The organism is Pseudomonas sp. Ps21-P2, from assembly GCF_039672565.1.
GTDB lineage: Bacteria > Pseudomonadota > Gammaproteobacteria > Pseudomonadales > Pseudomonadaceae > Aquipseudomonas.
On sequence record NZ_JBDFPL010000010.1, the window covers coordinates 38,477 to 53,418 of the forward strand.

Here is a 14,942-nt window from a genome sequence, read left to right on the forward strand (position 1 = left end):
CTCAGCTGTCGGGGGCTTTGTTTTGGGTCGCGTTCGAGGATTACAAACCCAGATCGGACAACCCGGGATGATCGTCAGGACGACGGCCCAGCGGCCAGTGAAACTTGCGATCCGCTTCTTTGATCGGCATGTCATTGATGCAAGCGAATCGCCGCGCCATCAAGCCGTCTTCATTGAATTCCCAATTCTCGTTGCCATACGAGCGGAACCAATTGCCTGAGTCGTCGTGCCATTCGTACGCGTAACGCACCGCGATGCGGTTATCGGTGAACGCCCAGAGTTCTTTGATCAGGCGGTAGTCGAGCTCCTTGTTCCACTTGCGGATCAGGAAATTTTTCGCCTCTTCACGGTTCTCGGCGAAATCGGCGCGGTTGCGCCACTTGGTGTCGAGTGTGTAGGCCAGCGAAACCTTTTCAGCGTCCCGGCTGTTCCAGCCATCCTCAGCCAGGCGAACCTTCTCGATGGCGGATTCGCGGGTGAAAGGGGGAAGTGGCGGACGAGTCTGGGCATTGGACGACATGGTGGACCTCCAGGCGGTGATGATTCGGTGGTGGGTGGGACGTTTAAGGCTAGGAACTGGAACGCAAACGCTGCTCCAGCATCAGTTGCGCAACCGCCTTGGCGTTTTCAGCAGCACTGTAGTCACCCATGACGCGGGCGACGGTGATCGCGCCTTCCATGAGGATGAGCAGCTGTTTGGCAAGAGCGCGCGGATCGGAAATCCCAAGCTGTTCGCAGAGCTCCAGCGCGTAATCAAGCAGCTTCTGTTTGTGCAGTTTGGCGATCAGACGGATGGGGTTTTGCGGGTCGCCCACTTCGCCTGCGGTATTGATGAACGCGCAGCCGCGAAAGCTTTCGGACTCGAACCAGCCTTTGAGCACGTCAAACATATTCAGGATGCGCGCTTCAGGGGTGTCGGCCTTGTTTGATTCAGTCCGGAACCAGTCTATCCAGCGCACGTCACGGGCGTTGAGTGCAGCGGCGGCCACATCGTCTTTAGTGGCGAAATAGCGATAGATGCTTTTCCTCGCGACGCCCGACGTCTTTACCAGAAGGTCCATGCCGGTGGCCTGGATGCCGTTTTGGTAAATGAGCTGCTCGGCAGTCGCGAGGATTTTCTCGCGAGTGAGGTTCGTTGATGTATTCATGACGCAGAAGGTAGAACGTACGTTCTCCTGCGTCAAGCCACTCATTCAAAAACAGGCTCAACGCACCTGATCGGAGTCCGGCAGCGCACGTTTCAAATCGGCTGCGCTGGGTGAGGCCTTGGCCAGCGTAACGGGGATAGATTTGGCCGCAGGCACCTTGCTGCGTTCAGCGTGGTGCCACAACGGAACGAGTGGGTTGCACTCGGGGTAGTACGCTGCGCAGCAGTTTTCGGGGATGTCGTAAGCGATGATCTGTAGAGGCCCTACCGCACGCGTGACCTGCGGCTCGATGGCGGTGGTGACGTTGACCCAGTCTCCCGGTTTGAAGCCCATTCGCAGGACATCATTACGGTTCATGAAGATGACCGCGCGGGTGCCGCTGACGCCACGGAAGCGATCTTCGTAGCCGTAGATCGTGGTGTTGAACTGGTCGTTGCTGCGCAGCGTCATCAGTTGCAGCACGTCGCGGCGAGTATGGTTCGGGTACACGTCATCGTCTTCTTCAAGCAGCTCGGGCGTAATGAACATTGCGCGACCGCTCTCGGTTTTCCATTCACGCTTCGCTGCGGCAATGGGGCGATGAAAACCGCCGGTTTCCCACATGCGGGTTTCCATGTCGTGGAAAATCTCGGGGTAGACCTGAGCGATGCCCTGACGAATCAGCGCGTAATCGCGGCGCCAGGCGTCCCAGTCGATTTGAGTGGTTCCAGGTAACGTTGCCTCGGCGATGCCCGCGAGGATGGCGATTTCGGCGCGGAGATGGGCGCTGGCCGGTTCGCTATTACCCTGCCAGGCCCGCACGCAGCCCGTACTGTCTTCAGTGGTATAGACCTGCTCGACGCCATTTTGCACATCCTTTTCGATGCGCCCGAGGCAGGGCAGGATCCACGCGTTTTTCCCCGGAACCAGATGTGTGCGGTTCAGCTTGGTCGCGATCTGGACGTTCAGGTCCAACGTGTTCCAGGCCGGCTCCATGCGGGACGTGTCCGGGATCGCCCGCAGAAAATTCCCGCCGAGCCCGATGAATCCGCGCACGCTCCCGTCCAGCAGTCCTTCGCAGGTCTCAACGGTGTTCAAGCCTTTTTTCGACGGGACCGAGAAGCCATACAGCGCCTCAATCTTATCCACAGGAATTTTTTTCGGGTCTTCGGTAATGCCAACCGTGCGCTGCCCCTGCACATTGGAGTGACCCCGCACCGGGCAAATCCCGGCGCCGCGCTTGCCGATGTTGCCGCGCAGCAGGAGCAAATTCACCAACATTTGCACGTTGGTCACCCCGCGCCGGTGTTGGGTGATGCCCATGCCGTAAACCAGCATCACGCGCTCGTGTCTGGCGTACACCGTCGCCACTGCCTCCAGCGCGCTACGGCTGAGTCCTGCCTGACGCTCGATGGTTTCCCACGGTGTTTCGAGCACGCAGTTGCAGAACTCGGCGAACCCTTCAGTGTGCTGGGCGATAAACGCCTGATCGATGATCGCAGGCTGACCCTTTGCCAGCGCCGCCTCGTCCATCTCAAACAGCGACTTGGCGATGCCTAGCACAACCGCCGTGTCGCCACCGATTGCCAACTGATGGTATTGGGTGCTGATGACCGTCGACTTCGGCCCGAGCATTTCCACCGGGGACTGCGGATTGACGAAGCGCTCGAGGCCGCGCTCGCGGATCGGGTTGAACGTGATGATCGGCACGTCACGCTGCCGGGCTTCACGCAGTTGATGCAGCATCCGCGGGCTGTTGCTGCCCACGTTCTGGCCGAAAAACAGAATGCAGTCGGTGTGCTCGAAGTCATCCAGCGTCACCGTTCCTACAGGCACGCCGATACTTTCCTGCAAGCCGACCGAGGTGCTCTCGTGGCACATGTTCGAGCTGTCGGGCAAATTGTTGTTGCCGTAGGCGCGGGCGATGAGCTGGTACATGAACGATGTTTCCAGCGAGGCCCGGCCCGATGCATAAAAAACCACGCTCTCGGGCGTCATGCTTTTCAGTTGCGCGCCAATGTCACGGTAGGCTTCCTCCCACGTGGTTTCCTGGTAGCGATCGGTCGCAGCGTTGTACCGCATGGGGTGCGTGAGGCGGCCCTGTTGCTCAAGGTCGTAATCGGGCCACCGGCGCAGTTCGGTGAGCGTGTGACCGGCGAAAAAGGCCGGGTCGGTCTTGCGCGACGTCAGCTCCCAGGCCGTGGCCTTCGCGCCGTTTTCGCAAAACTCGAGGCTGTGGGGTTTGCCGGGCTTGGCCCACGCGCAGCTGACGCAGGCGAATCCGCCCGGCTTGTTTTGCTTGATCAGCGGCAGGCCTGCTCGAATCGGCGCCTGCTCGCGCCAGAGGATCTCCATCACCGACTTTGCCGAGCCCCAGCCGCCGGCGGCAGACGTGTAGGGACGGAAATGAGCTTTGGGATGGATGAGCGACATGGAGTTGATCCTCGGCGGAGCGGGCGCACTGGAGACAGTCGCCCTCGTTTAGGCTACGACGAAGCGGCTCGGTAAAGGTTCGTTACATTTGCTGGCGGGCAGACCGTCAACGGCCAACATGACGATTGCGCCTTGGAAACGAACTTGCTGGATGAAATTCGATCAGTTCCAGAGGGCCGATTTTTCCACGGTTCCCTGACCGAAGGAGTGACTCGCGTTTTGCCGAATTTCAAACCCTTTCTGTTGCTGTGCCTGCTGTTAAGCGTTTTCAGCGTCAATGTTCAAGCCGCCGACGCCCCCGCCGCTGCCACTACTCCCGCTGCCGCACCTGCCGACCCGGCGCCAGAGGATCCTACCAAAGCGGAGATTCTGGTCAAAGGCGGATTGCTCGGCGCCATCAGTTCCAGCATCGACAGCGTGCAAGACAAGCTCGATGTGGATGGCCACTTGCTCGACTCCTGGCGCCTGCGCGCCGACCGAGCCGCTGACGAGATCGACGCGCTGGTCAACAAGCCGCAGTCGCGCTCAGCGTGGCGGATTGCCGGCGATTTCGTGATGCTGTCCCTGGTGTGGGCGGGCGCGTTCCTGCTGCTCAACCGAATCGGCGCGTTTCTGGTCACTCGGTTATCACGGCATCGGTTCCTGATTCGCCGCGATCGCGTGGTCGGTGTGCTGGGCTATGTGTTGCCTTACATGGTGCCGGCGCTGATCTGCCTGCCGCTGACGCTCTACGTCAGTCACTTCATGCCGACCTCGGTGGGGCGCGCGCTGGCGCTGTGTCTGGCGTACTCGACCAGCAGCGGGATTTTCTCCACATCCGTGCTGTTGTCGCTGATCGTGCTGTTCAATTCGGGCCACAAACGGCCGGCGGTGCGCATCATTCGTCACTACGCGCCGCACCCGTTGTTCATCATCGGCTTTCTCGCGGCGTTGAGCGACGCGCTGACCAGTCCGCAGATTGCCCGGCTGTTCGGCGGTAACGTGACCACCAGCATCGCCGCGTTCACCGGGCTGATGGCGTCGGTCATGTTTGGCATGGTCGTCATCCGCATGCGTCGGCCGATCGCCCATCTGATCCGCAATCGTTCCCTCGGCGCCCGGCTGGCGCGGCCCGCGGTGCAACAGACGCTGAAGATTTTCTCCAGCCTGTGGCACTTGCCGATCCTGCTGATGATTCTGGTCTCGGCGGTGAATCTGATCGGCGCCGGCGAAGGCAGCCAGGAAGCCTTGCGTTGCGCGTTGCTGACGACGGTCCTGTTGATCGGCGCGGTGTTTCTCAGCACCTTATTCCAGCACGTGTTCAAGCCCACCGAGGCGCGGACCGACAGTGTTTACAAGGAGCGTTTGCTGAGCCTGTTGCACGCAGTCATGCGTATTGCGCTGGCGATTGGCTTCATCGAGTTGCTGGGCCGGATCTGGGGTTTCTCGCTGTTTGAATTCGCCCAACGCAATGCGCTGGGCAAAGTGATCAGCGATTCGCTGAGCAGCATCGGTCTGATTCTGCTGGTGACCTGGCTGCTGTGGGTGGTGATGGATACAGCCATTCAGGAAGCCCTGAAGCCTCCGGCCAATGGACGTTCCGCGCGTCAGCCGAGCACGCGGGTGAAGACCATCCTGCCGCTGTTGCGCAACGCGATGAAGATCATCCTGGTGGTGATCTGCACCATCACGACGATGGCGAACCTGGGCATCAACGTCGCGCCACTGCTGGCCGGTGCCGGGGTAGTCGGTCTGGCGATCGGTTTCGGTTCGCAGCAGTTGGTGCAGGACGTCATTACCGGACTGTTCATCATCATCGAGGACACCATCTCCATCGGCGACTGGGTGGTGCTGGATTCAGGCCACGCCGGCACAGTCGAGAGCCTGACCATCCGCACCCTGCGTCTGCGCGACGGCAAGGGCTTCGTGCATTCGGTGCCGTTCGGACAGATCAAGGCCGTCACCAACCAGTCCCGGCAGTTCGCTTATGCGTTCTTCTCGTTCCAGTTCACTTACGACACGGACGTTGACGCGGCGACCTCGCTGATTCGTGAAGCGGGCCAGTCGATCAGCGACGATTTGCTGCTGGCGAGCAAACTGCAGGGGCCGCTGGAGGTGTTCGGGCTGGACCGCATGGACATGAACGGCATTGTCATCACGGCGCAGTTCCGCACCTCTTCGGGTGGGCAGTACGCGGTGAGCCGTGCATTCAACGACCGGCTCAAGCGGCTTGTGGATAAGTCAGCTGATGTGCGCTTCGCGCAAACTTATCCACAACTGGTAATGAGCCCGCACAATCGTCAGGCACCTGAGGGGGAAGAAGGTGCAGAGCAACAAGCGCTGCCCGGCAAGACATCGGTGGTGAACAAGGACGGGTCCGAAAGCCCGGCTTGAGATCTACCGGAACAGCCGATCACGCACCTGCAACATCAGCGCCTCATCCACCTAGCCCCAGTACTGGGGCTTGCCGGCGATGATGGCGGCGATGGGAATGCCGTCGCGGTAAACCAGCTTGTTGCCGACAATCGCCGGGACTTTCGCGCCGGGCAGCAGCGTCCCGGCGAGGTTGAGCGGGTCGACCCCGCTGACGGCAATCAAGCTGCCGTCCAGCGGGCGGTTGCGGACTTCGCGCAACAACGGGATGGCTTCGGGCAGCGCGAATTGCTCACCGGCCAGGCCGGCAACGAAGCGCCCGCCGCGAATCTCTCCGCGAGCTTCAAGCCGATGGAACGTGCGCAGCAACTCGCGCCACGTCGGCAGCCAGTCCGCCTCGCGCTCCAACAGGCGCCAGAACACCACGCCGTATCGACGCAGCAAGGTCATGGCGACATGCTCCAGTGTGTCGCTGTCGATCCGTTGCGACACGCCTTCTTCCTTCGCCGGCGCGCGACGCAACAACGCCCAGCGCCCGGCATCGTCCATGCCGCCAATGAAGGCGCCGCGATTGCGTCGGCTGGTGTGGCTGCTGCGTTTGCTCGCCGGGGTGATCAGCGCGCGCAGCCCGGCGAAGCTGTCGGCATTGACCAGCCCTGCGCCGACCAATTCCTGCAGCGCCGTTTCCAGTTCAGCCCGCAGCAAGTGAGCTTCGGAGGTCAGCTCATCGAAAAACATCGCGCCCTGGCTCGACAACACTTCATGGACCTTCTGCGCGCGCAGTGATAACTCGATCGGCGCCGGCTGTTCGGTCAGCCCGGTCCACAGGCGAACCTGCGGTCGCGGCAGCAGCACAATCGGCGTACTGCGCAACGCAGCGCTGCCGACCTTGTTGCGGCTGGTCAGGCGCATCCACACCACCTTGCCGGACCGACACAGGTCATCCAGCCAGATCGATGAATAGTCCTTCAAGCGGGCTGGAAGCAGATCACTGTCCCAGGCGCCTGCCGCCGACGAAAAACCCTCCAGTTGCGCGACGACTTCCGGCAAGGCGGCTTTGCCCTGACTCTGGGTCGTGGCGGACAGATGCTGCCAGTCGAACAGGAAGCGGGTGAAGTCCTGCAGCGACACCGGCTCGATTTCCCGGCGCAGGCGTTTGACCGTATACCGGTGGATACGCGACAGCAGATGCCGCTCGCACCATTGTTCCTCGCGGGCGTCAGGGTTGAACTGGCCGCGCAGCACATAACCTTCGTTCTCCAGCTGGGCCAGCGCCTGTGCGACTTCGCTGTGCGTCAGCGCCAACGGCTCGGCAATGGCGGGAACCGTCAGCGGGCCGAAACCGCCAAGCCGCGCCCGCACGATTTCTACGCGCGCTTCGTCCTCGCTCCACGTTTCATCGAACCCGGCCAATGCCGCCAAGGGCGGGTGCATTTCGGCGGCGGGATAGATCGCCTGCAAACAGGTCAGCCGCTCCAGCGGAATCCACAACGCCTGCTCCGGGGTGACCTGCAAGCGCGTGCCCCGGCCTGAGCGGGCCAAACTTTCCAGCCATTTCATCCAGTCGCCGTGCTCGCGGGCCTCAACGCCGGTGATGCAGCCCAGGGTCATCAGCGCCTCGTGCATCTCATCCACGCTTTGCGGCTGCGGCCAGGCTTCATCGGCCACCGCTTTGATCGCATCGACATCCAGCGCGCCGAGATCATCGGTGGATTCCGGATCGCTCCAGCGCCGATTCAGCACCGCCTGGGTGCGACGTTCTTCCAGCGGCGCGTTGTCGAGAAACGCATACGGCTTGGCGTTGAGAATTTCCGCTGCGAGCGGAGAGGGCGCGGGCAGATCGCGACTGACCAGACGCACTTCGCCGTTTTCCATACGCCGCAGCAGTTTGAGCCAGCCTTCGGCGTCCATGGCTTCGTGCAGGCAATCGTCCAGGGTCTGCTCGATCAGCGGATGCTCCGGCACCTCCCGCTCGCCCACCAGATTTTCCAGGCAGGCGATTTGGTCCGGAAACACCGTGGCGATCAGGTCATCGCTCTTGATCCGCTGCAGCTGCGGCGCCACTTTTCGCCCGCCGGTGTAACGCGGCAGGGCCAATGCGACACCGGCGTTCCAGCGCCAGCGCACGCCGAACAGCGGCGCATCGAGTACTGCCTGAATCAGTAAATGCTCGGCAGTGGCGGAGTTGAGATAACGCCAGACTTCATCGAGCGCAAAACTGTGCGCCGTGGACAGCGACAGCACGATGGCGTCCTCGCTGGCGGCGGCTTGCAGCTCGAAGTTGAAGGTGCGGCAGAAGCGCTTGCGCAGCGCCAGGCCCCACGCGCGATTGACCCGGCTGCCAAACGGGGAATGAATCACCAGCTGTGTGCCGCCGGACTGATCGAAAAAGCGCTCAATGACCAGCGTGTCCTGTGACGGCAGCGCACCCAGGGCCGAGTGCGCGCGGGCGAGGTATTCAATGATCTGCTCGGCGCTCGCGAGATCCAGGCCCAGGCTTTTCATCAGCCAGTCCGTGCAGGCCAGAAGGTTGCCGGGATGGGCGCTGAGCTGCTGGTCGATGTCGGCCTGCAAGCGTGCGACGGCAAAACACAATTCATCGCTGCGCCCCGGGGCCTCGCCCATCCAGAACGGAATGTTTGGCGGCATGCCGTGGGCGTCCTCAACCCGCACGCGGCCGGACTCGATCCGCAGAATGCGGTAGGACGTGTTGCCCAGCTGGAAGATGTCACCCGTCGCGCTTTCCACGGCGAAGTCTTCGTTGACGGTGCCGATGTTGAGCGCCTGGGGTTCGAGGACCACGCTGTAATCGGCGTTGTCCGGAATCGTGCCGCCACTGGTGACCGCCGTGAGTTTGCTGCCGCGCCGACCACGCAACGTGCGGGTTACCGCGTCGCGATGCAGGTACGCCGCGCGCACGCCCTGACGCCCGCTGTAACCCTCGGCGAGCATGCTGAGCAGCGCCTGATAATGGGTTTCGTCGACTTCGGCGTAGGGCGAGGCCTTGCGGAACAGCGCCAGCAGGTCCTGCTCCTGCCATTCCTGACAGCTGACCTCGGCAATGATCTGCTGCGCCAGCACATCCAGCGGCGCCTCGGGAATGACCAGTGTGTCGAGCTCGCCGCGACGCACGCAATCCAGCAGCGCCGCGCACTCGATCAGATCATCCCGGGAAACAGCAAACAGCCGTCCCTTGGGCGTCCCGCCTACGTGGTGCCCGGAACGACCGACCCGCTGCAAGAAGGAAGCGATGGATCGGGGCGAACTGATCTGGCAAACCAGATCGACGTCACCGATATCAATCCCCAGCTCCAGCGAAGCCGTGGCGATCAACACCTGCAGGTCACCGCGCTTGAGGCGCTGCTCGGCGTCGAGTCGTTGCTCTTTTGCCATGCTGCCGTGGTGGGCCGCTACCGCCTCTTTGCCCAGTCGCTCACTCAGATGCCGCGCCATGCGCTCAGCCAGCCGCCGGGTGTTGACGAAGATGAGAGTGGTGCGGTGTTCGCGCGCCAGCACCGCGAGCCGGTCATAGACCAGTTGCCAGACGTCACTGGACATCACGGCGCTCAAGGCAACCGGCGGCACTTCGATGGCCAGATCCCGAGGACGCGCGTGGCCGATGTCAACGATGGCGCAAGGGCGACTGATCGGATCGCTGCCGACCAGAAAGCGTGACACCCGCTCGATGGGCTTTTGCGTCGCCGACAGCCCGATGCGCAGCAGCGGTTTTGCACACAGCGCCTGCAAACGCTCCAGCGTCAGGGCGAGATGGCTGCCACGCTTGCCGGCCGCGATCGCGTGAATCTCATCGACGATGACGGTCTGCGTGCTCGACAACATGCGCCGACCGGAGTCGGAGCCCAGCAGCACGTACAGCGACTCCGGCGTCGTGACCAAGATGTTCGGCGCGGTTTTACGCATGGCGGAGCGTTCTTTCTGCGGCGTGTCACCGGTGCGCACGGCGGTGGTGATGCGCAGCCCGGGCAGGCCTTGCTGAACCAATTGATCGGTGATGCCCGCCAACGGATTCTGCAGGTTGATCTGGATGTCGTTGGACAGCGCTTTCAGGGGCGAGACGTAGACCACGAAGGTCTCATTCGGCAGCTCGCCGCCGTGCTCCAGCCCTTGATGCACCAGATCATCGATGACTGCCAGAAACGCCGTCAGGGTTTTCCCGGAGCCGGTGGGCGCGGCAATCAACGTGGACTCGCGTCGTTTGATCAGCGGCCACGCCTGGGCCTGGGCCGCGGTAATGGCCGGGAACGTGGAGCGAAACCACGCGCTGACCGCCGGATGAAAGGCGTCGAGCACCGGGTCGGGCGTCTGGAGAAGGTTCATGCGCAATTAATGCGGGCGCCGGCTGGTAGATGCAAGGGTCAGATATTCAGTGGAAGACGCAGGGCGAGTGATCGGCGAAGGATTTCAGGGGCGGCCGCACGCGCGCATGCCCGCCGTTGTTGGGACTTGCCCGATGACGTGTTATGTTTGCGGACGTTTTTCACCTATTTTTAATCGACCTGAAGACTGAGCCTGCTGACTCTATGCGAATGCGCCTTATGCTGTTGGGCGGCGGGAATGCCCTCGGGCAGGCGTTGATTCGTCTAGGTGCCGAGGAGAACATTGGTTTCCTCGCGCCGCGTCCACCCCAAGACGGTTGGGACGCGGCAAGCCTGACGCAACTGCTCGATGACACCCGCCCGGATGCCTTGATCAATCTCGCTTACTACTTCGACTGGTTTCAGGCGGAGCGGGTGAGCGCTGACAGGCTGGACAATCAGGAACGCTCCGTCGAGCGTCTCGCTGAACTGTGCCAGCACCACAATATCGTCCTCGTCCAACCGTCCAGCTACCGCGTGTTCGACGGTTCGCGGGCGACGGCTTACAGCGAAAAAGACGAGCCCGTGCCGCTGGGTTCCCGTGGCCAGGCCTTGTGGCGCATCGAGCAAAGCGTGCGCGCCACCTGCCCGCAGCACGTGCTGCTTCGGTTCGGCTGGCTGCTCGACGACAGCGCCGAAGGCGTGCTCGGGCGCTTTCTCAGCCGCGCCGAATCCCCCGGTGAGTTGCTGCTGGCGGACGACCGTCGTGGCAATCCGACCCCGGTCGATGACGCCGCAAGGGTCATCATTTCGGTGCTCAAACAGCTCGATTGCGCCGCGCCGCTGTGGGGCACTTACCACTACGCCGGGCACGAAGCGACCACGCCATTGGCGTTCGGTCAGGCCGTATTGACCGAAGCACGTCTGCTGCGCCCGCTGGCAATCGAAACGCCGACCGCCCAGGCCCACGCCGCGCGCCCGGACGCCAGCGAAGAGCCGCAGAACGCCGTGCTCGCCTGCAAGAAAATTCTCCACACTTTCGGTATCAAGCCACGCGCCTGGCGTGCTGGTTTGCCCAACCTACTGGACCGCTATTACCGCCATGTCTGATGCTCCTGTCCTCATCACCGGCGGCGCCGGTTTCATCGGTTCGCACCTGACCGACGCGCTGCTCGCCAAGGGCTACGCCGTACGCATCCTTGACGATCTTTCCACCGGCAAACGCAGCAACCTGCCTCTGGACAATCCCCGTCTCGAGTTGATCGAAGGTGATGTCGCCGATGCCGCGCTGGTGGCCCGGGCGGCGGTGGGTTGTCAGGCCGTGGCGCATCTGGCTGCCGTCGCGTCGGTGCAGGCCTCGGTGGATGATCCGGTGAAGACGCACCAGAGCAATTTCATCGGCACGCTGAATGTCTGTGAAGCGATGCGTCAGGCCGGCATCAAGCGCGTTGTGTTTGCTTCCAGCGCTGCGGTTTACGGCAACAACGGTGAAGGCGAGGCCATCACCGAAGATACGCCGAAATCGCCGCTGACCCCCTACGCGTCGGACAAACTGGCCGGTGAGCACTACTTCGATTTCTATCGTCGCCAGCACGGTTTCGAGCCCGTGATTTTCCGCTTCTTCAACATCTTCGGCCCGCGTCAGGACCCTTCTTCGCCGTACTCCGGCGTGATCAGCATTTTCGCAGAGCGGGCGGTAAACGGTCTGCCGATTGCGGTCTTCGGCGACGGCGAGCAGACCCGGGACTTCTTCTACGTCGAGGACCTGGTGGACCTTGTGGTGCAGGGCATCGAGATGCCGACGGTGGCAGAGGGCGCAGTCAATGTCGGGCTGAACGCGACGACTTCGCTGAACGAGCTGCTGGGCGCCCTTGCCGAGGTGGTGGGAGATCTGCCGCCGGTGAGCTACTTGCCCGCACGCTCGGGTGACATCAAGCATTCACGTGCCAGCAATCAGCGTCTGCTTGAGCGCTTTAAGGTGCCCGAGCCGACGCCGCTGAAAGTCGGGCTGGCGCGGCTGCTGGGGCGCTGAAACCCGCGCAGCAAAAAGGCACCGAGGAGGTGCCTTTTTTGTGCCTGCTGGTTCGGGCGCAAGCGCTTCGAACTTCAAGCGCTTAGAACTTGTAACCCACCCCGACCATGTACACCCACGGATCGACGTCCACGTTCACTTTGGTCCGGCCGACGCCCAGCGCCGACGGACCGTCCAGCGTGGCTTGGGTGTCGATGTCCACGTACCAGACGGCGGCGTTGAGCATGATCTTGTCCGTCAGCATGTAGTCCGCGCCGATCTGACCGGCCCAGCCCCACGAATTCTTGATGTGAAGGTTGTTCATGCCCTGGCCTTTGCGTTCGCTGCTCAGGTTTTCGTCGTAGAACCAGGTGTAGTTCACGCCGACACCAGCATAGGGCTGGAACTTCGACGTCGCGTCCATCGGGTAGTACTGCAGCGACAGGGTAGGCGGCAGCTGTTTCACGTCCGCCAGCTTGCCATCCAGACCCGGGCCCATTCCTTTAACCGCGACGGTGTGCTGGAAGGGCGTTGCGGCCAGCAACTCAAGGCCCACGTGATCGGTGAGCATGTAGGCGAACGCCAGCCCCAGTTGGGTGTCGCTGTCCAGCGTCGCTTTGGTACCCGGGACTTTGGTGCCGTCCAGCTTCAGGTTTCCGCTTTCTTCGTTGGGCGCCGTCGTGGCAGCACCGGCGCGAATGATGAAGTCACCGGCCTGGTGGGCGTGAGCGGCGAGAGGGACACCGAGTGCAAGCGCGAGCAGGGGCACGCTGAGCAGGGACTTGTGCATGGGGGCTCCGTAAGGGCATAAAAAAGAGATGCCGTATGTTACGAAGCGTCTGGTTCGCGGTTTTTGACCTGGCTCAATGAAAGTGCAATTAGGGTGTGCCTGCTAACGACCCTCACTGCTCATCTGGCATTTCGTACACCAGAATCTTGTCCGCTTCCATCTGGTAACCCGCGTCGGCCAGTTCGGTGGTCGAGGATTTGACCTGCATCGGGCCTTCGATCCAGTAGGGCTGGTACAGCTCGTCCACCTTGACGCCCAGTTCGCTGGTCACGTGGACGATCTGATTCGGCGGCGGTGGAGGCACATGAATGCAGGCGCCGAAATACGGGACCAACAGAAACTCCGTCACCCGGCCTTCCTCGCTGACTTCCAGTGGCACGATGTAACCCGGCAGACGCACTCGCTCGCCGTCCAGCGACTTGACCACCGGTGCATGGGGCGCCAGTTGATGGGCGGCCGGCGCGGACTCGACGGACAGGGTGTCTGCCATGCTCGACAGGTTATGGATCGGCGCGGTGATCAGCTTCACCGGTGGCGCGTCGGGCGGGATCATTTCCTGCCACGTCAGCACGCGCAGGTCCTGGGCCCACAACGGTGTAGCGACAATCATCAACAACAGCAGCCAGCCCATCCGCATCACAAAGACCTCATAAACGAATCGACAGCCCGTCCGCCAGCGACTGGCGATAGGCTCGCCACGCGGGAACGGTGCCCATCAACACGGCAGCGCCGAGAATGCCTGCCAGCAGCGTCCACTCGTATGTGCTTGGCAGGGACAGCGGCAGGTACAAACCGTAATTGGCCTGCACGTAACCCTGCGCGGAGGCAATGCCGATGTAAAGCAGTGCCAGTCCGCAAACCGATCCTCCCAGCGCCAGGGCAAACGCTTCCAGCACCAGCAGACTGGCGATATGCCAAGGGCGTGCGCCCACCGAGCGCAGAATCGCCATCTCCCGACGCCGCTCGTTGAGGCTGGTGAGAATCGCCGTCAGCATGCCGATCAACCCGGTCAGCACCACAAACAACGAGATCACGAACAGCGCTTTTTCAGCCGTGCCCATCAGGCTCCACAGCTCCTGCAACGCCACCCCCGGCAGAATCGCCAGCATCGGCTCGCCCCGGAACTCGTTGATGTCGCGCTGCACAGCGAAGGTGGCGATCTTGCTGTTCAGCCCGAGCATGAATGCAGTGATGGCGGTGGGCGTGAGGTCCATGTTGCGGGCCTGGTCGGCACTGATACGCCCGGCGCCTTGGGCGGGCACGCCGTTGTGCCAGTCGATGTGAATCGCTTCCATGCCGCCGAGGCTAATGTGCAGCGTGCGGTCCACCGGCGTGCCGGTGCGTTTGAGAATGCCGACGACGGTGAACGGCTTGTCGTCATGCTTGACCAGACTCACTGTCGCGACGCCGTGGGCCAGCACCAGCTTGTCGCCCAGTCTGTAATGCAGCGCATCCGCCACTTCCGCACCGAGCACTACTTCGAACGGGTCGGTGGCGAACGGCCGGCCGTCGGCCAGCTCCAGGTGCTGCTGACGGCCGTACTGGTAATGCTCGAAATACGATTCGTTGGTGCCCATCACGCGATAGCCGCGATGGCTGTCGCCGAGGGAAATCGGGATCGCCCACTTCACCTGCTTGCTGTTGGCGAAGTGCTCGAAACTGTCCCAGCGAATGTTGTTGGTGGCGTTGCCGATGCGGAACACCGAGTACAGCAGCAGGTTGACCGACCCCGAGCGCGCGCCGACGATCAGGTCCGTGCCGCTGATGGTGCTGGCAAAACTGGCGCGTGCTTCGGTGCGCACCCGTTCGACCGCCAGCAGCAGGCAGACGGAAAGGGCGATGGCGAACGCGGTGAGGAAGGCAGTGAAGCGGCGGTTGGCGAGGCTGGCCAGCGCCAGACGAAGAATATACAT

Annotated in this window: 10 protein-coding genes; 3 read left to right on the forward strand and 7 right to left on the reverse strand. The window is 62.3% G+C overall.

What is annotated here, in order from left to right; translation table 11 throughout:
• Positions 1 to 40: 40 nt before the first annotated feature.
• Genes ABEH28_RS23155 through ABEH28_RS23165 form a run of 3 tightly spaced genes read right to left on the reverse strand, consistent with a single transcriptional unit; the run spans position 41 to position 3,560 of the window.
• Positions 41 to 520 (reverse strand): DUF1348 family protein, encoded by a 480-nt coding sequence (locus ABEH28_RS23155; protein ID WP_282370165.1) that lies wholly within the window; start codon positions 518 to 520, stop codon positions 41 to 43.
• 49 nt (positions 521 to 569) lie between these two features.
• Positions 570 to 1,148 carry a TetR family transcriptional regulator gene (locus ABEH28_RS23160; RefSeq protein ID WP_346631160.1) on the reverse strand — a complete coding sequence of 193 codons (579 nt, stop codon included), beginning with the start codon at positions 1,146 to 1,148 and terminating at the stop codon, positions 570 to 572.
• 57 nt (positions 1,149 to 1,205) lie between these two features.
• Positions 1,206 to 3,560: an FdhF/YdeP family oxidoreductase gene (locus ABEH28_RS23165; protein WP_346631161.1), complete on the reverse strand. Its 2,355-nt coding sequence runs from the start codon at positions 3,558 to 3,560 to the stop codon at positions 1,206 to 1,208.
• 219 nt (positions 3,561 to 3,779) lie between these two features.
• Between ABEH28_RS23165 and ABEH28_RS23170 the strand changes: the two genes are divergently transcribed.
• A complete protein-coding gene (locus ABEH28_RS23170) occupies positions 3,780 to 5,933 on the forward strand; it encodes a mechanosensitive ion channel family protein (RefSeq protein WP_346631162.1) in 2,154 nt (717 codons plus the stop codon).
• 51 nt (positions 5,934 to 5,984) lie between these two features.
• Here ABEH28_RS23170 and ABEH28_RS23175 read toward each other — a convergent pair whose 3' ends face one another.
• Positions 5,985 to 10,250: a DEAD/DEAH box helicase gene (locus ABEH28_RS23175; RefSeq protein ID WP_346631163.1), complete on the reverse strand. Its 4,266-nt coding sequence runs from the start codon at positions 10,248 to 10,250 to the stop codon at positions 5,985 to 5,987.
• A 203-nt stretch (positions 10,251 to 10,453) separates the two neighbouring features.
• Here ABEH28_RS23175 and ABEH28_RS23180 point away from each other — a divergent pair, with 203 nt between their 5' ends.
• Both ABEH28_RS23180 and ABEH28_RS23185 read left to right on the forward strand, forming a co-directional pair.
• A complete protein-coding gene (locus tag ABEH28_RS23180; protein WP_122536834.1) occupies positions 10,454 to 11,338 on the forward strand; it encodes a sugar nucleotide-binding protein in 885 nt (294 codons plus the stop codon).
• A complete protein-coding gene (locus ABEH28_RS23185) occupies positions 11,331 to 12,260 on the forward strand; it encodes an NAD-dependent epimerase/dehydratase family protein (RefSeq protein WP_346631164.1) in 930 nt (309 codons plus the stop codon). Before ABEH28_RS23180 ends, ABEH28_RS23185 begins: the two co-directional genes overlap by 8 nt.
• A gap of 82 nt (positions 12,261 to 12,342) precedes the next feature.
• Here ABEH28_RS23185 and ABEH28_RS23190 read toward each other — a convergent pair whose 3' ends face one another.
• The 3 genes from ABEH28_RS23190 to ABEH28_RS23200 all read right to left on the reverse strand — a co-directional run bounded on the left by ABEH28_RS23190 (position 12,343) and on the right by ABEH28_RS23200 (position 14,942).
• Complete coding sequence (locus ABEH28_RS23190; RefSeq protein ID WP_346631165.1) at positions 12,343 to 13,029, reverse strand: OmpW family outer membrane protein; 687 nt, start codon at positions 13,027 to 13,029, stop codon at positions 12,343 to 12,345.
• A 112-nt stretch (positions 13,030 to 13,141) separates the two neighbouring features.
• Positions 13,142 to 13,666, reverse strand: a complete 525-nt coding sequence (locus ABEH28_RS23195) for a DUF3299 domain-containing protein (RefSeq protein WP_346631166.1) — start codon at positions 13,664 to 13,666, stop codon at positions 13,142 to 13,144.
• Positions 13,667 to 13,676: 10 nt separating this feature from the next.
• On the reverse strand, positions 13,677 to 14,942 hold the full coding sequence (locus tag ABEH28_RS23200) for an ABC transporter permease (protein ID WP_346631167.1): 1,266 nt from the start codon (positions 14,940 to 14,942) through the stop codon (positions 13,677 to 13,679).